Origin of the sequence: Flavobacterium cupriresistens, assembly GCF_020911925.1 — a bacterium.
GTDB classification, from domain to species: domain Bacteria; phylum Bacteroidota; class Bacteroidia; order Flavobacteriales; family Flavobacteriaceae; genus Flavobacterium; species Flavobacterium cupriresistens.
On sequence record NZ_CP087134.1, the window covers coordinates 2,436,795 to 2,461,140 of the forward strand.

Consider the following 24,346-nt stretch of genomic DNA (forward strand, 5'->3'; position numbering starts at 1 on the left):
AAAGTTTAATTTTATTTATTGTGTAGGTAAAAGTTTAAACCTTATTGAAAGCAATAATAGTAAATAATTTTTGAAAATTGACTAAATTTAGCTTCAAGTTTTAATATTCTCTTGCATAAGATTAAGGATTACATAATAATTTTTAATTAAATTAAATAATCCTTGATATACTAGGATAATTTTTTTTAACTTTTTTATAAAAATTAGTAGGTTTTTTTTGCTTTTTTTTGTAGGTTTACAATGCGTTTAGTTTTTTATAATTATTTGCACTATTTATATTTTATTTCAATAAACAATTTTAATTAAAATTCTATAGTATGGATTATTTACATTAATTAATTAATTAAAAATAACCAGATTGCTAATTTGATTTGGGGAAGTCAGTTTAATAAAGAGCACGAAAATTATTTTTATTTTTTAAGGAGGCAGAAGCAAAATTATCCTAACGTTTTTTTGGAGTTTATAAATTATTTTGTCTTGGATACTATGCCTTTGAAAGATTTTTAAATTTGCCCGATGCAGGAAAAATCAAACCTATAAAAACGAGTTTGAAACCTATCCTTCAAAGTTTTTTGATTCTAAAAATAATCGGTCTTACAGGGGGAAAATGAACTGATTTTGTTTTGTAAATGGAATTTTCCATTCATTACAAAAACACAATTTCACGATGTTCATTTTTTGAAAGCATTAAATAATAAATGTTTGATTGTTTTTGAACATAGTCGTTATTTATCTCAAATCATTCAATTAGATTTATTTCAAATTGTAAAAATAAATTAGAGAGATAAAAAAGGTTTAATTCAAAAGATTGTAAACCAAAACCTTATATCTTTAGAAAATCAAGAAAAAGAATTGAAATATTATTCTAATAATTATGATATAATTTCGGAATTAAAAAACAATTATGCTAAAACTTTTGAAGGTTTTAAAACAAGAATTTTAGAGAAAATAACAGTATTAAAATTAGTTCAATATCAATAAAATCATCTTTGATAGATCAATAAGAAACATCAAAAATCAAAAAAAAAATTACCAAAAGGGTTTAATTTAATAAAATATAGCGTATTTGTTACTTTACTCAAAGATTTTATAATTTATCATGTGCACTGTTTTTTAATCACATTTCTTTATGGATCGTTCTCAAATATTTTATGAAAGAATTTTTAATAATTATACAATTGCGAAACTTTGGTTATTGTAATTTTTGAATGCATAAAGATTAAATAAATTAAACATTAATTTTAAAATTACTTTCCTTGTTAATATTATCTTTTTTTTAAGGTTCTTTATTTACGATATCTTATGAATGGTATTTTGGATAAAAATCAATGTAAGAAGGAATTGTTTAAAGCAGAAGAGTAAAAAAAAATGATTTGTTACTGTCTATCTAAAATTTTTATTATGAAGGAAAATTTTACCTTACACATTTTTTTTAGTTGCCTTAAGTTTTTAAAAGAACATTTATTTGCAAATTTTAATCATAAAATGGCGTGTATACTTGCAACAGTTAAATTGCTTTCTCAAAGACCGTCGATAAAGCTTCAAATGCTATTTTGCTTGGTTCTTTTTTGTATTTTTAGTGTTCATCTTCAAGCTCAAACAGGTTGTAGGAATGTCATTCGAAATGGTACTTTTTCAGGAAGTTTTATTCAATATGCAAATCCTAATGAAGCATGGCTTCCAGCTACTGGAGCATGGGTACTTAATACAACAACAGGAATTGCTGTTAATAATCTCAATGGAGTAACAAATTCTGCAATGACTCAAAATGTAGGAGGTATTTCTTTTACACCTGTTGCTGGTACAGTAAGCTTGTATTTTGATCTTTGGGCAGGAAATTCTGGAGATACAAATGGAGCAAGTACTGCTACTTTAACCGTTTCTCTTGGAGGTACAATATACGCTACATTTACAAATCCAACTGGAGCAGGAGCAGTAACAGCTACCCCAAGTAACGGAGCGACTATATCTGGTTTTACTGCAGGCGTGGTGCCAACAATATTTAGATTAGTGAGCTCACAGATAAGGATTGATATTCCTTGGACTCAAACCCCTGCAAACAATGTCGCTGCCTTATCTTTCTCAGCTACTACTCCTGCAGCAGGGGACGATTGGGGTGTTGATAATATATACATAGGAGCTAATTGTATAGATTCAGATCAAGATTTGGTAGTTGATGTGGTTGATATAGATGATGATAACGATGGTATTCGAGATGTAGATGAAGGTTTCACAAGTTGTTCTCCTAATATCACACCAAATCAAACCACTTCAATTACGGAAGGTGCAGCAGTAAATAATACCAATATAAGTATATCTAATGATTACAGGATAGTTGGTTCAACTGCAACACAAGCAAACCAAACTTCGGCAAGAGTTTCCTTGTCAGCTAGAACAGGAGCGACGACTAATGAGATTGGAATTGATTTAACCACTAATGGATCTGTTCAGTTTACAAATAATGCTGGGTCTGCAGCAGGACAATTTGCAGAAGTGACTTATGAATTTAACAAACCCATTGATGCTGTTTTAACTTGGCAGACAGGTAATACTTTTGACGATGTAGAAGAGTATAGTGTTGAATATGATGCTGGAGTAATTTCTGCCACTTATACAGCAGGAGGTACTGCAAATTTAACTGTTACACAAATACCAGGCAAAATATCACTTAATTCAACCATTGATATTGCTAGTGCTTCAAATCTTTGGAATATTGATTTGAAAAATGTTACACGTTTAGTTATCAGAAGATCTGATACAGGTGCGGGGGGAGCAATTGGGGGAATTACGATTACTCCATCAACATTTTGTGATAGGGATACAGATGGGGATTTAGTTCCAGATCATCTTGATGTTGATTCTGACCAGGATGGATGCTATGATGCCCAAGAGGCCGGTAGTGCTCAAACCGTATCTAGTTCAGGTACTATTGGGGGGACTTATGGTGCTAATGGTTTATCTAGTCTAGTAGAAACGAATGACACAGCAGCTGCAGGAATTAATTACGCTATTGCACAAACCTCAGGGATAAACAATTTTATGCAAGCGTCTGTATTTACATCTTGTTTGATAGCAGGATTGGATAGTGATGGGGATCTTGTTTCAGATAGATATGATCTGGATGATGATAACGACGGAATTCTTGATACTGATGAAAATACTTGTGCAGTATTAGCCAACAGAATTACAGGAAACTTTTCAGGTTCAGGACCGTTTACTGGTTCAACATTTGATGGTGTGAATGTGACGGCCACAGTTGCTAACGCCGCAAATACCAGTGTGACAAACACAGCAGGTACTTTTGCCAATCAGCCTACTTTTTGGAGCGAAGCAGTAAACAACCTACCTTCGTTTCAAACAGTCTTTACTTGGGATACATCCCCTGAAAGCTATATAGTCAACATAGATCAAGCTAATGATGATAAAGGATCGGCAACGATTACATTTACATTTAGTCAGCCTGTGTACAACCCTATTATTCATTTAGACAGGATAGGAGGGCTTTCAGGGGTTACTCCAAATTCTGCTCTTTTTACGGTTACTACGCCCGGTGCAACACTTAAAAAGCTGGCAGGAACAAGTAATCTATATGTTACTCCTACTACTTTTAGAAGAGTTACTGAAATGAATGTAAATCCACTGATTGCACCTGCTGTAGCTTCCGAAGCTTCTGCATTGCCGGAAGATGGTACTGCTGCTGGCTCCTTGTTGGTTGAAGGAGTTTATTCTTCATTGACATTTAACTGGACAGGAAAGGGAGCCGAAGGTGCTGGAGGTGATGGTATCGAATTTATTTTCTCTTTGTGCCGAGCGGTTGATACTGATGGCGATGGAATTGCGAATTTACTTGATCTGGATTCAGATAATGATGGTTGCTCAGATTCTAATGAGTATTATAACAATGCTACAAGCGCAGCTTCAGGACAGCAATTTGGTCAATCAGGAGGAGCAGTAGCACCAGTAAACTCGCAAGGTACTGTAACCACAGCCTCTTATACGGGGAGTTACACAAACGTAACAAATAATGCTATTTCAACAGCATGTACTGCCAACATATCTATCAACAAAACAGTAAACAACGCTACACCGAATGTAGGGAGCAATGTAGTGTTTACCTTAACAGCAAGCAATGCAGGTCCAAGTGCTGCAACAGGAGTAGCGGTTAACGATTTATTACCATCGGGTTATACCTTTGTAAGTTCAAGTACAGCCACAGGTACGTACACTAGCGGAACAGGGTTATGGAGTGTAGGTGCATTAGCCAATGGGGCAAGTGCTACCTTAACGATCACCGCGACTGTAAATGCTACAGGTAGTTATGCCAATACCGCTACAATCGCAGCAAATGAAGCAGACCCAACTCCAGGTAACAATACCGCCACCAGTACACCAGTACCAGTTGCACAATCCAATGTAAGTATAGCTAAAACAGTAAACAACGCTACACCGAATGTAGGGAGCAATGTAGTGTTTACCTTAACAGCAAGCAATGCAGGTCCAAGTGCTGCAACAGGAGTAGCGGTTAACGATTTATTACCATCGGGTTATACCTTTGTAAGTTCAAGTACAGCCACAGGTACGTACACTAGCGGAACAGGGTTATGGAGTGTAGGTGCATTAGCCAATGGGGCAAGTGCTACCTTAACGATCACCGCCACTGTAAATGCTACAGGTAGTTATGCCAATACCGCTACAATCGCAGCAAATGAAGCAGACCCAACTCCAGGTAACAATACCGCCACCAGTACACCAGTACCAGTTGCACAATCCAATGTAAGTATAGCTAAAACAGTAAACAACGCTACACCGAATGTAGGGAGCAATGTAGTGTTTACCTTAACAGCAAGCAATGCAGGTCCAAGTGCTGCAACAGGAGTAGCGGTTAACGATTTATTACCATCGGGTTATACCTTTGTAAGTTCAAGTACAGCCACAGGTACGTACACTAGCGGAACAGGGTTATGGAGTGTAGGTGCATTAGCCAATGGGGCAAGTGCTACCTTAACGATCACCGCCACTGTAAATGCTACAGGTAGTTATGCCAATACCGCTACAATCGCAGCAAATGAAGCAGACCCAACTCCAGGTAACAATACCGCCACCAGTACACCAGTACCAGTTGCACAATCCAATGTAAGTATAGCTAAAACAGTAAACAACGCTACACCGAATGTAGGGAGCAATGTAGTGTTTACCTTAACAGCAAGCAATGCAGGTCCAAGTGCTGCAACAGGAGTAGCGGTTAACGATTTATTACCATCGGGTTATACCTTTGTAAGTTCAAGTACAGCCACAGGTACGTACACTAGCGGAACAGGGTTATGGAGTGTAGGTGCATTAGCCAATGGGGCAAGTGCTACCTTAACGATCACCGCCACTGTAAATGCTACAGGTAGTTATGCCAATACCGCTACAATCGCAGCAAATGAAGCAGACCCAACTCCAGGTAACAATACCGCCACCAGTACACCAGTACCAGTTGCACAATCCAATGTAAGTATAGCTAAAACAGTAAACAACGCTACACCGAATGTAGGGAGCAATGTAGTGTTTACCTTAACAGCAAGCAATGCAGGTCCAAGTGCTGCAACAGGAGTAGCGGTTAACGATTTATTACCATCGGGTTATACCTTTGTAAGTTCAAGTACAGCCACAGGTACGTACACTAGCGGAACAGGGTTATGGAGTGTAGGTGCATTAGCCAATGGGGCAAGTGCTACCTTAACGATCACCGCGACTGTAAATGCTACAGGTAGTTATGCCAATACCGCTACAATCGCAGCAAATGAAGCAGACCCAACTCCAGGTAACAATACCGCCACCAGTACACCAGTACCAGTTGCACAATCCAATGTAAGTATAGCTAAAACAGTAAACAACGCTACACCGAATGTAGGGAGCAATGTAGTGTTTACCTTAACAGCAAGCAATGCAGGTCCAAGTGCTGCAACAGGAGTAGCGGTTAACGATTTATTACCATCGGGTTATACCTTTGTAAGTTCAAGTACAGCCACAGGTACGTACACTAGCGGAACAGGGTTATGGAGTGTAGGTGCATTAGCCAATGGGGCAAGTGCTACCTTAACGATCACCGCCACTGTAAATGCTACAGGTAGTTATGCCAATACCGCTACAATCGCAGCAAATGAAGCAGACCCAACTCCAGGTAACAATACCGCCACCAGTACACCAGTACCAGTTGCACAATCCAATGTAAGTATAGCTAAAACAGTAAACAACGCTACACCGAATGTAGGGAGCAATGTAGTGTTTACCTTAACAGCAAGCAATGCAGGTCCAAGTGCTGCAACAGGAGTAGCGGTTAACGATTTATTACCATCGGGTTATACCTTTGTAAGTTCAAGTACAGCCACAGGTACGTACACTAGCGGAACAGGGTTATGGAGTGTAGGTGCATTAGCCAATGGGGCAAGTGCTACCTTAACGATCACCGCCACTGTAAATGCTACAGGTAGTTATGCCAATACCGCTACAATCGCAGCAAATGAAGCAGACCCAACTCCAGGTAACAATACCGCCACCAGTACACCAGTACCAGTTGCAGTAAATGTAATAGATGCTGTAAATGACAACGCTATAGTTGCAACAGCATCAACACCAATAATAGTTCAAAACGTAACAATCAACGATACGTTGAACGGAGTAGCAGTAACAGCTGCGAATACGGATGTAACACCAATCACTACAGGACCATTAAATGTAGATGCTAACGGAGTTTTAACTCTAGCGGCCAACACGGCATCAGGCAGTTACACGGTAGTGTATGAGATCTGTGAAGTGGGGGCCAACCCAATCAATTGCGATCAGGCAACTGTTACGGTAGTTGTAAGCAACGCAATTGTTGCCACTGACGATACCCCAGCAGCAGTAGCCACAGGGGACAGCACTCCAAGTGTAGCAGCCAATGATACATTAGACGGAATTCCGGTAGTAATCGGAACCAGCCCAGGCCAGGTAAGCTTGACAGGAGTAACGGTTCCGGCCGGCCTGACCCTGAATGCAGACGGAACAATTACGGTGAACGCCAACACGGCATCAGGCAGTTACACGGTAGTGTATGAGATCTGTGAAGTGGGGGCCAACCCAATCAATTGCGATCAGGCAACTGTTACGGTAGTTGTAAGCAACGCAATTGTTGCCACTGACGATACCCCAGCAGCAGTAGCCACAGGGGACAGCACTCCAAGTGTAGCAGCCAATGATACATTAGACGGAATTCCGGTAGTAATCGGAACCAGCCCAGGCCAGGTAAGCTTGACAGGAGTAACGGTTCCGGCCGGCCTGACCCTGAATGCAGACGGAACAATTACGGTGAACGCCAACACGGCATCAGGCAGTTACACGGTAGTGTATGAGATCTGTGAAGTGGGGGCCAACCCAATCAATTGCGATCAGGCAACTGTTACGGTAGTTGTAAGCAACGCAATTGTTGCCACTGACGATACCCCAGCAGCAGTAGCCACAGGGGACAGCACCCCAAGTGTAGCAGCCAATGATACATTAGACGGAATTCCGGTAGTAATCGGAACCAGCCCAGGCCAGGTAAGCTTGACAGGAGTAACGGTTCCGGCCGGCCTGACCCTGAATGCAGACGGAACAATTACGGTGAACGCCAACACGGCATCAGGCAGTTACACGGTAGTGTATGAGATCTGTGAAGTGGGGGCCAACCCAATCAATTGCGATCAGGCAACTGTTACGGTAGTTGTAAGCAACGCAATTGTTGCCACTGACGATACCCCAGCAGCAGTAGCCACAGGGGACAGCACTCCAAGTGTAGCAGCCAATGATACATTAGACGGAATTCCGGTAGTAATCGGAACCAGCCCAGGCCAGGTAAGCTTGACAGGAGTAACGGTTCCGGCCGGCCTGACCCTGAATGCAGACGGAACAATTACGGTGAACGCCAACACGGCATCAGGCAGTTACACGGTAGTGTATGAGATCTGTGAAGTGGGGGCCAACCCAATCAATTGCGATCAGGCAACTGTTACGGTAGTTGTAAGCAACGCAATTGTTGCCACTGACGATACCCCAGCAGCAGTAGCCACAGGGGACAGCACTCCAAGTGTAGCAGCCAATGATACATTAGACGGAATTCCGGTAGTAATCGGAACCAGCCCAGGCCAGGTAAGCTTGACAGGAGTAACGGTTCCGGCCGGCCTGACCCTGAATGCAGACGGAACAATTACGGTGAACGCCAACACGGCATCAGGCAGTTACACGGTAGTGTATGAGATCTGTGAAGTGGGGGCCAACCCAATCAATTGCGATCAGGCAACTGTTACGGTAGTTGTAAGCAACGCAATTGTTGCCACTGACGATACCCCAGCAGCAGTAGCCACAGGGGACAGCACTCCAAGTGTAGCAGCCAATGATACATTAGACGGAATTCCGGTAGTAATCGGAACCAGCCCAGGCCAGGTAAGCTTGACAGGAGTAATGGTTCCGGCCGGCCTGACCCTGAATGCAGACGGAACAATTACGGTGAACGCCAACACGGCATCAGGCAGTTACACGGTAGTGTATGAGATCTGTGAAGTGGGGGCCAACCCAATCAATTGCGATCAGGCAACTGTTACGGTAGTTGTAAGCAACGCAATTGTTGCCACTGACGATACCCCAGCAGCAGTAGCCACAGGGGACAGCACCCCAAGTGTAGCAGCCAATGATACATTAGACGGAATTCCGGTAGTAATCGGAACCAGCCCAGGCCAGGTAAGCTTGACAGGAGTAATGGTTCCGGCCGGCCTGACCCTGAATGCAGACGGAACAATTACGGTGAACGCCAACACGGCATCAGGCAGTTACACGGTAGTGTATGAGATCTGTGAAGTGGGGGCCAACCCAATCAATTGCGATCAGGCAACTGTTACGGTAGTTGTAAGCAACGCAATTGTTGCCACTGACGATACCCCAGCAGCAGTAGCCACAGGGGACAGCACCCCAAGTGTAGCAGCCAATGATACATTAGACGGAATTCCGGTAGTAATCGGAACCAGCCCAGGCCAGGTAAGCTTGACAGGAGTAACGGTTCCGGCCGGCCTGACCCTGAATGCAGACGGAACAATTACGGTGAACGCCAACACGGCATCAGGCAGTTACACGGTAGTGTATGAGATCTGTGAAGTGGGGGCCAACCCAATCAATTGCGATCAGGCAACTGTTACGGTAGTTGTAAGCAACGCAATTGTTGCCACTGACGATACCCCAGCAGCAGTAGCCACAGGGGACAGCACTCCAAGTGTAGCAGCCAATGATACATTAGACGGAATTCCGGTAGTAATCGGAACCAGCCCAGGCCAGGTAAGCTTGACAGGAGTAACGGTTCCGGCCGGCCTGACCCTGAATGCAGACGGAACAATTACGGTGAACGCCAACACGGCATCAGGCAGTTACACGGTAGTGTATGAGATCTGTGAAGTGGGGGCCAACCCAATCAATTGCGATCAGGCAACTGTTACGGTAGTTGTAAGCAACGCAATTGTTGCCACTGACGATACCCCAGCAGCAGTAGCCACAGGGGACAGCACCCCAAGTGTAGCAGCCAATGATACATTAGACGGAATTCCGGTAGTAATCGGAACCAGCCCAGGCCAGGTAAGCTTGACAGGAGTAATGGTTCCGGCCGGCCTGACCCTGAATGCAGACGGAACAATTACGGTGAACGCCAACACGGCATCAGGCAGTTACACGGTAGTGTATGAGATCTGTGAAGTGGGGGCCAACCCAATCAATTGCGATCAGGCAACTGTTACGGTAGTTGTAAGCAACGCAATTGTTGCCACTGACGATACCCCAGCAGCAGTAGCCACAGGGGACAGCACCCCAAGTGTAGCAGCCAATGATACATTAGACGGAATTCCGGTAGTAATCGGAACCAGCCCAGGCCAGGTAAGCTTGACAGGAGTAACGGTTCCGGCCGGCCTGACCCTGAATGCAGACGGAACAATTACGGTGAACGCCAACACGGCATCAGGCAGTTACACGGTAGTGTATGAGATCTGTGAAGTGGGGGCCAACCCAATCAATTGCGATCAGGCAACTGTTACGGTAGTTGTAAGCAACGCAATTGTTGCCACTGACGATACCCCAGCAGCAGTAGCCACAGGGGACAGCACTCCAAGTGTAGCAGCCAATGATACATTAGACGGAATTCCGGTAGTAATCGGAACCAGCCCAGGCCAGGTAAGCTTGACAGGAGTAACGGTTCCGGCCGGCCTGACCCTGAATGCAGACGGAACAATTACGGTGAACGCCAACACGGCATCAGGCAGTTACACGGTAGTGTATGAGATCTGTGAAGTGGGGGCCAACCCAATCAATTGCGATCAGGCAACTGTTACGGTAGTTGTAAGCAACGCAATTGTTGCCACTGACGATACCCCAGCAGCAGTAGCCACAGGGGACAGCACTCCAAGTGTAGCAGCCAATGATACATTAGACGGAATTCCGGTAGTAATCGGAACCAGCCCAGGCCAGGTAAGCTTGACAGGAGTAACGGTTCCGGCCGGCCTGACCCTGAATGCAGACGGAACAATTACGGTGAACGCCAACACGGCATCAGGCAGTTACACGGTAGTGTATGAGATCTGTGAAGTGGGGGCCAACCCAATCAATTGCGATCAGGCAACTGTTACGGTAGTTGTAAGCAACGCAATTGTTGCCACTGACGATACCCCAGCAGCAGTAGCCACAGGGGACAGCACTCCAAGTGTAGCAGCCAATGATACATTAGACGGAATTCCGGTAGTAATCGGAACCAGCCCAGGCCAGGTAAGCTTGACAGGAGTAATGGTTCCGGCCGGCCTGACCCTGAATGCAGACGGAACAATTACGGTGAACGCCAACACGGCATCAGGCAGTTACACGGTAGTGTATGAGATCTGTGAAGTGGGGGCCAACCCAATCAATTGCGATCAGGCAACTGTTACGGTAGTTGTAAGCAACGCAATTGTTGCCACTGACGATACCCCAGCAGCAGTAGCCACAGGGGACAGCACTCCAAGTGTAGCAGCCAATGATACATTAGACGGAATTCCGGTAGTAATCGGAACCAGCCCAGGCCAGGTAAGCTTGACAGGAGTAACGGTTCCGGCCGGCCTGACCCTGAATGCAGACGGAACAATTACGGTGAACGCCAACACGGCATCAGGCAGTTACACGGTAGTGTATGAGATCTGTGAAGTGGGGGCCAACCCAATCAATTGCGATCAGGCAACTGTTACGGTAGTTGTAAGCAACGCAATTGTTGCCACTGACGATACCCCAGCAGCAGTAGCCACAGGGGACAGCACTCCAAGTGTAGCAGCCAATGATACATTAGACGGAATTCCGGTAGTAATCGGAACCAGCCCAGGCCAGGTAAGCTTGACAGGAGTAACGGTTCCGGCCGGCCTGACCCTGAATGCAGACGGAACAATTACGGTGAACGCCAACACGGCATCAGGCAGTTACACGGTAGTGTATGAGATCTGTGAAGTGGGGGCCAACCCAATCAATTGCGATCAGGCAACTGTTACGGTAGTTGTAAGCAACGCAATTGTTGCCACTGACGATACCCCAGCAGCAGTAGCCACAGGGGACAGCACTCCAAGTGTAGCAGCCAATGATACATTAGACGGAATTCCGGTAGTAATCGGAACCAGCCCAGGCCAGGTAAGCTTGACAGGAGTAATGGTTCCGGCCGGCCTGACCCTGAATGCAGACGGAACAATTACGGTGAACGCCAACACGGCATCAGGCAGTTACACGGTAGTGTATGAGATCTGTGAAGTGGGGGCCAACCCAATCAATTGCGATCAGGCAACTGTTACGGTAGTTGTAAGCAACGCAATTGTTGCCACTGACGATACCCCAGCAGCAGTAGCCACAGGGGACAGCACCCCAAGTGTAGCAGCCAATGATACATTAGACGGAATTCCGGTAGTAATCGGAACCAGCCCAGGCCAGGTAAGCTTGACAGGAGTAATGGTTCCGGCCGGCCTGACCCTGAATGCAGACGGAACAATTACGGTGAACGCCAACACGGCATCAGGCAGTTACACGGTAGTGTATGAGATCTGTGAAGTGGGGGCCAACCCAATCAATTGCGATCAGGCAACTGTTACGGTAGTTGTAAGCAACGCAATTGTTGCCACTGACGATACCCCAGCAGCAGTAGCCACAGGGGACAGCACCCCAAGTGTAGCAGCCAATGATACATTAGACGGAATTCCGGTAGTAATCGGAACCAGCCCAGGCCAGGTAAGCTTGACAGGAGTAACGGTTCCGGCCGGCCTGACCCTGAATGCAGACGGAACAATTACGGTGAACGCCAACACGGCATCAGGCAGTTACACGGTAGTGTATGAGATCTGTGAAGTGGGGGCCAACCCAATCAATTGCGATCAGGCAACTGTTACGGTAGTTGTAAGCAACGCAATTGTTGCCACTGACGATACCCCAGCAGCAGTAGCCACAGGGGACAGCACTCCAAGTGTAGCAGCCAATGATACATTAGACGGAATTCCGGTAGTAATCGGAACCAGCCCAGGCCAGGTAAGCTTGACAGGAGTAACGGTTCCGGCCGGCCTGACCCTGAATGCAGACGGAACAATTACGGTGAACGCCAACACGGCATCAGGCAGTTACACGGTAGTGTATGAGATCTGTGAAGTGGGGGCCAACCCAATCAATTGCGATCAGGCAACTGTTACGGTAGTTGTAAGCAACGCAATTGTTGCCACTGACGATACCCCAGCAGCAGTAGCCACAGGGGACAGCACTCCAAGTGTAGCAGCCAATGATACATTAGACGGAATTCCGGTAGTAATCGGAACCAGCCCAGGCCAGGTAAGCTTGACAGGAGTAACGGTTCCGGCCGGCCTGACCCTGAATGCAGACGGAACAATTACGGTGAACGCCAACACGGCATCAGGCAGTTACACGGTAGTGTATGAGATCTGTGAAGTGGGGGCCAACCCAATCAATTGCGATCAGGCAACTGTTACGGTAGTTGTAAGCAACGCAATTGTTGCCACTGACGATACCCCAGCAGCAGTAGCCACAGGGGACAGCACTCCAAGTGTAGCAGCCAATGATACATTAGACGGAATTCCGGTAGTAATCGGAACCAGCCCAGGCCAGGTAAGCTTGACAGGAGTAATGGTTCCGGCCGGCCTGACCCTGAATGCAGACGGAACAATTACGGTGAACGCCAACACGGCATCAGGCAGTTACACGGTAGTGTATGAGATCTGTGAAGTGGGGGCCAACCCAATCAATTGCGATCAGGCAACTGTTACGGTAGTTGTAAGCAACGCAATTGTTGCCACTGACGATACCCCAGCAGCAGTAGCCACAGGGGACAGCACCCCAAGTGTAGCAGCCAATGATACATTAGACGGAATTCCGGTAGTAATCGGAACCAGCCCAGGCCAGGTAAGCTTGACAGGAGTAACGGTTCCGGCCGGCCTGACCCTGAATGCAGACGGAACAATTACGGTGAACGCCAACACGGCATCAGGCAGTTACACGGTAGTGTATGAGATCTGTGAAGTGGGGGCCAACCCAATCAATTGCGATCAGGCAACTGTTACGGTAGTTGTAAGCAACGCAATTGTTGCCACTGACGATACCCCAGCAGCAGTAGCCACAGGGGACAGCACTCCAAGTGTAGCAGCCAATGATACATTAGACGGAATTCCGGTAGTAATCGGAACCAGCCCAGGCCAGGTAAGCTTGACAGGAGTAACGGTTCCGGCCGGCCTGACCCTGAATGCAGACGGAACAATTACGGTGAACGCCAACACGGCATCAGGCAGTTACACGGTAGTGTATGAGATCTGTGAAGTGGGGGCCAACCCAATCAATTGCGATCAGGCAACTGTTACGGTAGTTGTAAGCAACGCAATTGTTGCCACTGACGATACCCCAGCAGCAGTAGCCACAGGGGACAGCACTCCAAGTGTAGCAGCCAATGATACATTAGACGGAATTCCGGTAGTAATCGGAACCAGCCCAGGCCAGGTAAGCTTGACAGGAGTAACGGTTCCGGCCGGCCTGACCCTGAATGCAGACGGAACAATTACGGTGAACGCCAACACGGCATCAGGCAGTTACACGGTAGTGTATGAGATCTGTGAAGTGGGGGCCAACCCAATCAATTGCGATCAGGCAACTGTTACGGTAGTTGTAAGCAACGCAATTGTTGCCACTGACGATACCCCAGCAGCAGTAGCCACAGGGGACAGCACCCCAAGTGTAGCAGCCAATGATACATTAGACGGAATTCCGGTAGTAATCGGAACCAGCCCAGGCCAGGTAAGCTTGACAGGAGTAACGGTTCCGGCCGGCCTGACCCTGAATGCAGACGGAACAATTACGGTGAACGCCAACACGGCATCAGGCAGTTACACGGTAGTGTATGAGATCTGTGAAGTGGGGGCCAACCCAATCAATTGCGATCAGGCAACTGTTACGGTAGTTGTAAGCAACGCAATTGTTGCCACTGACGATACCCCAGCAGCAGTAGCCACAGGGGACAGCACTCCAAGTGTAGCAGCCAATGATACATTAGACGGAATTCCGGTAGTAATCGGAACCAGCCCAGGCCAGGTAAGCTTGACAGGAGTAACGGTTCCGGCCGGCCTGACCCTGAATGCAGACGGAACAATTACGGTGAACGCCAACACGGCATCAGGCAGTTACACGGTAGTGTATGAGATCTGTGAAGTGGGGGCCAACCCAATCAATTGCGATCAGGCAACTGTTACGGTAGTTGTAAGCAACGCAATTGTTGCCACTGACGATACCCCAGCAGCAGTAGCCACAGGGGACAGCACTCCAAGTGTAGCAGCCAATGATACATTAGACGGAATTCCGGTAGTAATCGGAACCAGCCCAGGCCAGGTAAGCTTGACAGGAGTAACGGTTCCGGCCGGCCTGACCCTGAATGCAGACGGAACAATTACGGTGAACGCCAACACGGCATCAGGCAGTTACACGGTAGTGTATGAGATCTGTGAAGTGGGGGCCAACCCAATCAATTGCGATCAGGCAACTGTTACGGTAGTTGTAAGCAACGCAATTGTTGCCACTGACGATACCCCAGCAGCAGTAGCCACAGGGGACAGCACTCCAAGTGTAGCAGCCAATGATACATTAGACGGAATTCCGGTAGTAATCGGAACCAGCCCAGGCCAGGTAAGCTTGACAGGAGTAACGGTTCCGGCCGGCCTGACCCTGAATGCAGACGGAACAATTACGGTGAACGCCAACACGGCATCAGGCAGTTACACGGTAGTGTATGAGATCTGTGAAGTGGGGGCCAACCCAATCAATTGCGATCAGGCAACTGTTACGGTAGTTGTAAGCAACGCAATTGTTGCCACTGACGATACCCCAGCAGCAGTAGCCACAGGGGACAGCACTCCAAGTGTAGCAGCCAATGATACATTAGACGGAATTCCGGTAGTAATCGGAACCAGCCCAGGCCAGGTAAGCTTGACAGGAGTAACGGTTCCGGCCGGCCTGACCCTGAATGCAGACGGAACAATTACGGTGAACGCCAACACGGCATCAGGCAGTTACACGGTAGTGTATGAGATCTGTGAAGTGGGGGCCAACCCAATCAATTGCGATCAGGCAACTGTTACGGTAGTTGTAAGCAACGCAATTGTTGCCACTGACGATACCCCAGCAGCAGTAGCCACAGGGGACAGCACTCCAAGTGTAGCAGCCAATGATACATTAGACGGAATTCCGGTAGTAATCGGAACCAGCCCAGGCCAGGTAAGCTTGACAGGAGTAACGGTTCCGGCCGGCCTGACCCTGAATGCAGACGGAACAATTACGGTGAACGCCAACACGGCATCAGGCAGTTACACGGTAGTGTATGAGATCTGTGAAGTGGGGGCCAACCCAATCAATTGCGATCAGGCAACTGTTACGGTAGTTGTAAGCAACGCAATTGTTGCCACTGACGATACCCCAGCAGCAGTAGCCACAGGGGACAGCACTCCAAGTGTAGCAGCCAATGATACATTAGACGGAATTCCGGTAGTAATCGGAACCAGCCCAGGCCAGGTAAGCTTGACAGGAGTAACGGTTCCGGCCGGCCTGACCCTGAATGCAGACGGAACAATTACGGTGAACGCCAACACGGCATCAGGCAGTTACACGGTAGTGTATGAGATCTGTGAAGTGGGGGCCAACCCAATCAATTGCGATCAGGCAACTGTTACGGTAGTTGTAAGCAACGCAATTGTTGCCACTGACGATACCCCAGCAGCAGTAGCCACAGGGGACAGCACTCCAAGTGTAGCAGCCAATGATACATTAGACGGAATTCCGGTAGTAATCGGAACCAGCCCAGGCCAGGTAAGCTTGACAGGAGTAATGGTTCCGGCCGGCCTGACCCTGAATGCAGACGGAACAATTACGGTGAACGCCAACACGGCATCAGGCAGTTACACGGTAGTGTATGAGATCTGTGAAGTGGGGGCCAACCCAATCAATTGCGATCAGGCAACTGTTACGGTAGTTGTAAGCAACGCAATTGTTGCCACTGACGATACCCCAGCAGCAGTAGCCACAGGGGACAGCACCCCAAGTGTAGCAGCCAATGATACATTAGACGGAATTCCGGTAGTAATCGGAACCAGCCCAGGCCAGGTAAGCTTGACAGGAGTAACGGTTCCGGCCGGCCTGACCCTGAATGCAGACGGAACAATTACTGTTGCGGCTAATATGCCTGCTGGAAATTATACGGTTACTTACACGATATGCGAAGTAACCAATACGTCTAACTGCAGTACGGCTAACGTTCTTGTTCTCGTTGAAGTTCCATCAATTGCCATAATTAAGACAGCGGTATTTAATGATGAAAATAGCAATGGAAATGCAGATGCTGGAGAAACAATAACTTATAACTTCAAGGTTACTAATACTGGAAATGCTCCTTTGTACAATATTACTGTTTCAGATCCATTAGCTGGTATTATTATGTCAGGAGGTCCAATAGATTTGAATGTAAATGCTATGGATGAAGTTTCTTTTAGTGCTCAATATAGCATCACGCAGATTGATATTAATAATGGAAGTGTTAGTAATCAGGCTAGTGTAATGGGTAGTACTCTAAGTGGAATTAAAGTTGAGGATAAGTCAGATAACATAAATAATCTAGGTGATAATCCAACAGTCTTATTACTAAGCGGATGTGTAATCAAAATTTTTAATGCCGTTTCAATAAATGGTGATAGCATGAACGAAAGATTCTATATACAAGGAATAGAATGTTATCCTGACAACACAGTTCAAATTTATAATCGTTGGGGTGTATTGGTTTTTGAAAGAGATCATTACAATAATACCGATGTTGCCTTTAGAGGAATTTCAGAAGGACGTGTTACCATTAAAGAATCAAATGGATTACCAGAGGGAACATATTATTATATCATAAAATATAAAGACCTTAAATCTAATCCTCATCAGGAAGCGGGTTATTTGTACTTGACCAAATAATATTCTATGCTAATTAATTGGCTTGTTGAAGTTGAGCTGTTATTAAAAATGAAAAAAATGAAAAAGTTAATTCTAGTTTTACTGTTTTGTTCAACTGCAAGTTTTGCACAGCAGGATGCACAATTTACACAATACATGTACAATCCCATTAATGTGAATCCTGCTTATGCAGGATCACGTGGAGTACTGAGTGTTTTTGGTTTATATCGTACCCAATGGGTTGGGTTAGATGGAGCGCCGGAAACAAGTAGTTTTTCTGTAAATACACCAGTTGGTAATAACGTTGGGTTAGGAGTTTCATTAATTAATGATAAAATTGGTCCAACAAACGAAAATAATTTATCTATTGATTTGTCATATTCTATACAAACATCAGAGAATGCTAAACTTTCTTTTGGCTTAAAAGGAACTGGAAATATTTTTAAACTTGATCCAACTAAATTATCGACGGAAGATCAGGGAGATCCTAAATTTCAAGATTTTAAAAATAAAATCACACCAAATGTAGGTGCAGGAGTCTATTGGCATTCTGATAAGGCATATGTTGGTCTTTCTGTACCAAATTTTATTGAAACTAATCGCTATGATGATAATGATGTTGCGATTTACAAGGACAAAATCAACTATTATTTTATCGCAGGTTATGTATTTGATTTAGATGGTTATGAAACCGTAAAATTTAAACCTGCTATAATGACAAAAGTGGTCGAAGGTTCACCATTGCAAGTAGATGCATCGGCTAACTTTATGTTCAACGATAAATTGGTAATTGGAGTGGCTTACAGATGGAGTGCTTCGGTAAGTGCATTGGCTGGTTTTCAAATTACAGATGGTTTGTATTTGGGTTATGCTTACGATCGTGAAACAACCAAATTAGTGAATTATAATTCAGGATCCCACGAAATATTCCTGCGTTTTGAATTCTTAAACAAATATGGACGTATAACTTCACCAAGATTTTTCTAATTATGAAAGTTAAAAATATAATTTATACTGCTGTTTTGTCGTCTTTTTGTTTTAACGGAACAGCTCAAAAAACAGTTTTGAATAAAGCAGAGAAGGAGTACAATCAATATGCTTTTGTAGACGCTATTGCTATTTATGAAAAAGTAGCAGAAATCGGATATAAGGATGAAAAAATGTTTCAGAGATTAGGAAACTCCTATTATTTTAATGCCGAATTACCGAAAGCTGCAAAGTGGTATGATGCGCTTTTTGCTTTTAACGAGGAGCAAGAACCTGAATATTATTATAGATATGCTCAGGTACTGAAATCTGTGGGTGATTATGCCAAATCAGATAAAATGCTGGAAATTTTTAATTTGAAAATTAAAACCGACGCAAGAGGAGTTTTATTCCAAAACAATAAAAATTATCTGGAGCAGATTAAAGCGAATTCAGGAAGATTTGATATCGCAAATGCCGGAATTAATTCGCAACAATCAGATTACGGAAGTACAATTTATAATAATAAATTAGTATTTGCTTCTGCTCGTGATACTGGAAGTGTTGTTAAAAAAATATTTAAATGGACTAATAAATCGTTTACGAATTTATTTACTGCGGAGTTAAAAGCGGATGGAACTTTAGAAAATCCAATTCGGTTTGAGAAAAAGATCAATTCTAAATTCAATGAATCTTCTCCGGTTTTCACCAAAGATGGCAAAACAATGTACTTTACCCGAAACAACTTTTTAGGCGGTAAAAAAGGGAAAGACAATAAAAGAGTTACATTATTGAAATTGTACAAAGCCGATTTTGTTAATGATAAATGGACCAATATTATAGAGTTGCCTTTTAATAGTGATCAATATAGTATTGCACATCCTGCTTTAAGTCTGGACGAAAAAAAGCTGTATTTCGCATCAGATATGCCGGGAAGTTTAGGACAATCAGATTTGTTTAGTGTTATTATTAATGAAGATGGAACCTTCGGGAAACCTGAAAATTTAGGAACTGTAATTAATACCGAAGGAAGAGAAACATTCCCGTTTATATCCGGAGATAATGAACTTTATTTTTCAAGCGACGGACGTCCTGGATTAGGCGGACTTGATGTATTTGTGGCAAAAATCAAGGAAGATGCTACTTTTGATCTGGTACAAAATATTGGCGAACCCGTAAATACCAAGTTGGATGATTTTGCTTTTATAATTGACAGCAATACACGTAAAGGTTACTTCTCATCCAACAAAGAAGGCGGAAATGGAAATGATGATATCTATAAATTCACAGAAACAAAAAGACTGGATTGTGAAAAAAAATTATTTGGAATTGTTTCAGATTCTCAAACTAACGAAGCTTTAGTCGATGCAAAAGTAATTTTGCTTGACGATAAGTTTAATGAAATTGGAACAATAATTTCGGATAAAAACGGAAGTTACAATTTTAATGTAAAATGCAATCAAACCTATTATGTAAGAGTTTCAAAACAAGATTATGAAACTAATGAAAGTCCGGTTACAATTCAGCCAACAAATGATAAACCTGAAGTAGATATTAAATTAAATAAACAAATCAAGCAAAAGAAGTAGGGACAGATTTGGCTAAAACCTTAGAGATTCCTATTATTTATTTTGATCTGGATAAATCATTTATTCGTCAGGAAGCTGCTTTTGAATTAGAGAAAGTACTTGCTGTAATGAAACAATATCCTGAAATGAAAATCGATGTTCGTTCTCATACAGACAGTAGACAGGCTCAGGAATATAATATGAAATTGTCTAATAAAAGAGCAAAAGCAACAATCGAATGGTTTGTAAAACGAGGAATTGCCCAAAGCCGAATATCAGGGAAAGGATATGGCGAAAGTCAGTTAATCAATAAATGTTCAGATAATATAGCTTGTACAGAAGATGAACATCAGTTAAACAGAAGAAGTGAGTTCTTCGTGCTTTCAATTAAATAAAAAAATAGTAGAAATAATTGATAATTATAGTACTAATACCAAAGAGCTTGAAATGAGATTAGCTCTTTGGTTTTTTAAGCTTGAAATAGCTCCCCTAATAATCAATATTTATAAGATTGAAGTTAGGCAGTAGTTGTAATATTTTTTTAATATGGCCTGTAATTTATGATTGATTAATTATAGTTTTTACCTATAATGGAGTGCAATCTGGCCAATTTGACCAATAATTTTTATAGAATCTTTAAATGATAATTTAGAGCCATCCATGTGAATCCATCGATTTAAAGGTTTTTCTAAAATTAAGTCCTGAGTTTTTGAAGAGCCATATATTTTTTTCATTCGCATAAAAATCTCTACATCAAAAACCCATTTTGTTATGAATTTTTCGTTAAAAGTTTTTTCTATGATTTCTCTTGTCATTATTTTGGCGCCACATTGTGTATCATTAATTTCCATTCCAAGAATTTTTCTGATGATATAATTTATCGTTTTGCTAATGATAGCTCTTGCAGATTGTTTGGTGATGTCAGCTCCCATTCTTGAAATTCTGGAACCAAAAACTAATTTGTATTTAGAGTTATAAATAGTATCTGCCAAATCTTGAAAATCATCAAAATTGGTGGATAAATCGGCGTCTAAAAAACCGATGTAATCAAATTGATTTTGCTTGGCCAAGTGTAACATTCCCAGGCGGACAGCTTCAGCTTTTCCACCATTTTTTTCGCAATCATATACGCTAATATATTCTTCTTTTTCTTTTGTTAATTCATGCAAGACGGCTAATGTATTGTCTTTACTTCCATCGTTTACAAAACACAAATGGTATCCTAAATTTTTATGTACAAAAGATTTAAATTCATCACTAGACAAACGAGTTTCCTCGTTATAACACGGAATAACAACTCCAATACACTTGTTTTGGATATACCGCTCTTTCGAATTGGGTTTTTCCGTAACACTTTTTTCAATGGTAGAGCCTATTAATCTTTTTACTCTTGCGCCAATTTCGCTTAAGCTCAAAGGCTTCTTCATGTAGTCATCAATACCTAAATCAAAACCTTTTATAATGACTTCTTCGTCAGTATTACCAGATAAAACCATTACAGGAGTGTTGTCTTTTTTTATTTGTTTAATATGCTTGACTACTTCTAGACCAGACGCATGCTCATTTATAGATTCTGTATTAGAAAGATTAGACATATTAATGTCAACAATAACTAAATTTGGTTTTTCACTTTCATATTTGGTAATGGCATCTATTATATTGTCTGTACTTACAACTTCATATCCTAAACCACTTAGCAATTTTTCTAAAGACAACAGAACCAATTGCTGATCATCTACTATTAGCATTTTCATAATATTACATTTAAGTTTATTGTATTGATTTAAAACATTGTATATACATCATTATAATTTTGTCCATTGAAAGGGCACTAGCAGCGTTAAAATTGGCAATAGCTAATTCTTTTCGATAGGCATCATTTGAAATAATTTTATCAATCGCTATAGCTAAAGATGCTGCACTTTCTGGATTAAAAAATTCTCCTTTGTACCCTTCATCTTTAATTAGCAAGGCCAAATCACCCAAGTCAGGCATGATAACTGCTTTGCCATAGCTTCCTGCTTGATGCAACACTCCAGAACTACCAGTAGTAGATGTATAAGGAAACACTACAATTGTGCTATCAGTAAAAATTCGTTCTACATTATTTTCTTCAACATAGCCAGTAAAAATTATTCCCTCAACGTTTTTGTATTTTTCGTGCACTCCATCTAAATATCCAGGTGTGTTTGGACTATCTGTTCCAGCAATCACGACTTCTAATTTTTCTGGATTTGTTTTTCTAACAATTTCGACTGCTTCAATTAAAATTTCCACTTTTTTGTAGGTTCCAAATTTCCCAAAAGCCATAATTTGTTTAGGACCAGATTTAATTTCAAAATTAGGATTTTTGACTGATTCGAATGTTCCATGTGGAATTAGCATTACATTTTTGGTATGGTATTTAGCATTTAAAACATCTATATATTTATGAATAGTTACAGCAACTTTATTGGCTTTCAAAATGCATCGGGTAATGCTAGTTCCAATAAAATTATAGATCTTCTGCATAATTTTACTCTTTGTGAATCCCGCTTTTTCTAAATCAACTTGTTCTAAAATGTTGTGTAATAAAACCACTGTTTTGTATCCAAAAATTCTCAAAATCATGGGTAACAATAATCCCAAGGCAGAAGGTATTTTTTTGTCTCCAAATTTCACAAACTGAAGATTAAACAAAATCACATCTGGTTTTTCTTGTCGAACTGCATTTAGAACAGAAAAAATAATGGTATAACTGTTAAACCTCCAACATTCTTTTACTTTTACCTTTTCTTTCTGGTCAAAGTCTAATTGTTTCGCTTCAGATGTTTTATCTGATAATAAAATTAATTCGGCTACTTCTGAGTTTTGAACAAAGTTTTTTACCAAGTGATAACCATATTCATTTAGTGTAACTTTACTTGGCGGAAATGCAGTGACTACAGCTACTTTCATATTTAAAATGTTACTTTTTATTGTTATTAAAAAAGAAAAAAAACAATTGAAATAATAATAATACCACCATCGCGATGATTTGCATAATAACCACCTGTTCGAGTGAATCATGATAGAGGACTATTAGAATTATTTGTGTAAGTCCCAGAAAGGCTGATATTATGACAGGTACATACTTATTTATAGAAAGAAAATAGTAAGTAAAAATATTTGCGATGGCAAAAATTGAAGTTGCCAATGCATATTTCCACAATAAGAAAGCAATGGGTAGGTATTTCTCGCCAAACATTAATAGCACTACAATTTCTGGAAATAAGAGTGCACTTAGAACAATTATTGTAGACAAGCAAACAATATATAAAACATATTTTAATAGAATCGGAAGTGTATCTTCACCCTGTTTTTTTAACTGTATTACTTTGGGCAGAAGGAGCATTACAAACATCCAAGCGACAAAATACACCACCCGACCTATTAATGCTAAAGAAGCATATAAGCCCGCTTTTTCATTATCAAAATAATGTTTAACCAACATAATATCACTATTGTTAATGATGATTTGCGTTAATTCATAAAAGGCTGTTAAAGCGAAAAATGTAATAATGGATTTTGTGTCTAAATTGTCACTTAGAGTATGGTTGTTTTTACTGTTAATTATTTTTTGAAAAGGAATCAAACCAAATCCAAAAGAAATTAAAATTCCTAGTGCGATAATAATAGAAGATTGAATTTGAGGTAAAAGGTAGAGTAACAAAAGTGTCAAAATCAAACGACATAACATTTCAAAATAGTAGGTTTTTGACAAATTTCTCAGATCATTTTTTCCCTGATACAAACCTCTATTAATGCTCATTATAAAATACATTGGAAGTCCAAAACCAAACAAAACGAACATTAGTGACGTTTTGGTTTTAAAAATTTCTTGCAATTGATGACCGAAAACCACAACTGTAAATCCCAGTATTACACCGAAAAGAAGTGCATACTTAAAAATAAATTTTAAAAAAATATGCAATTGCGTTCCTTCAAGCAAAACAGCATATTTAGCAGCAGTAACCTGGAATGTCATTCCAACAAAAGACAATACTAAAAGCAAAGTTATTAAGATCGCAGCGTCAGCAAATCCAGAAGGACCAAGTATCCTTCCTAATAGTAGATTGTACAAATAATTGCCTGCATTTACAAATAAAATTGTAAGCATAAAAAAATTCTCCGCAGTGATCTTTTTATAAGTATTTTTAATATTCAATTCAAGTGTGTGGTATTAAATAAATAATAAAATTTTAAAAGGCTGATTCTTACAAACAAATGTAATGAAAATAAGAAAAGTTTAACAAAAATAAAAAGGAATTTATCTGATAAATTCCTTT

General features: G+C 42.1%; 5 protein-coding genes and 1 pseudogene. 3 read left to right on the forward strand and 3 right to left on the reverse strand.

What is annotated here, in order from left to right:
• The first annotated feature begins 1,485 nt into the window (after positions 1–1,485).
• The 3 genes and pseudogenes from LNP23_RS10580 (at position 1,486) to LNP23_RS10590 (ending at position 20,434) form a co-directional block, all read left to right on the forward strand.
• On the forward strand, positions 1,486–17,526 hold the full coding sequence (locus tag LNP23_RS10580; RefSeq protein WP_230004848.1) for a T9SS type B sorting domain-containing protein: 16,041 nt from the start codon (positions 1,486–1,488) through the stop codon (positions 17,524–17,526).
• A gap of 57 nt (positions 17,527–17,583) precedes the next feature.
• Positions 17,584–18,492 (forward strand): PorP/SprF family type IX secretion system membrane protein, encoded by a 909-nt coding sequence (locus tag LNP23_RS10585; protein WP_230004849.1) that lies wholly within the window; start codon positions 17,584–17,586, stop codon positions 18,490–18,492.
• A gap of 2 nt (positions 18,493–18,494) precedes the next feature.
• Positions 18,495–20,434, forward strand: a pseudogene (locus tag LNP23_RS10590) (OmpA family protein).
• A 186-nt stretch (positions 20,435–20,620) separates the two neighbouring features.
• Here LNP23_RS10590 and LNP23_RS10595 read toward each other — a convergent pair.
• The 3 genes from LNP23_RS10595 to LNP23_RS10605 are packed head-to-tail and all read right to left on the reverse strand — an operon-like array spanning position 20,621 to position 24,225.
• Positions 20,621–21,793, reverse strand: a complete 1,173-nt coding sequence (locus LNP23_RS10595) for a response regulator (RefSeq protein ID WP_230004850.1) — start codon at positions 21,791–21,793, stop codon at positions 20,621–20,623.
• Positions 21,794–21,809: 16 nt separating this feature from the next.
• Positions 21,810–22,976, reverse strand: a complete 1,167-nt coding sequence (locus tag LNP23_RS10600; RefSeq protein ID WP_230004851.1) for a glycosyltransferase — start codon at positions 22,974–22,976, stop codon at positions 21,810–21,812.
• Between the two features lie 10 nt (positions 22,977–22,986).
• Positions 22,987–24,225: an MATE family efflux transporter gene (locus tag LNP23_RS10605; protein ID WP_319624912.1), complete on the reverse strand. Its 1,239-nt coding sequence runs from the start codon at positions 24,223–24,225 to the stop codon at positions 22,987–22,989.
• Positions 24,226–24,346 lie beyond the last annotated feature (121 nt).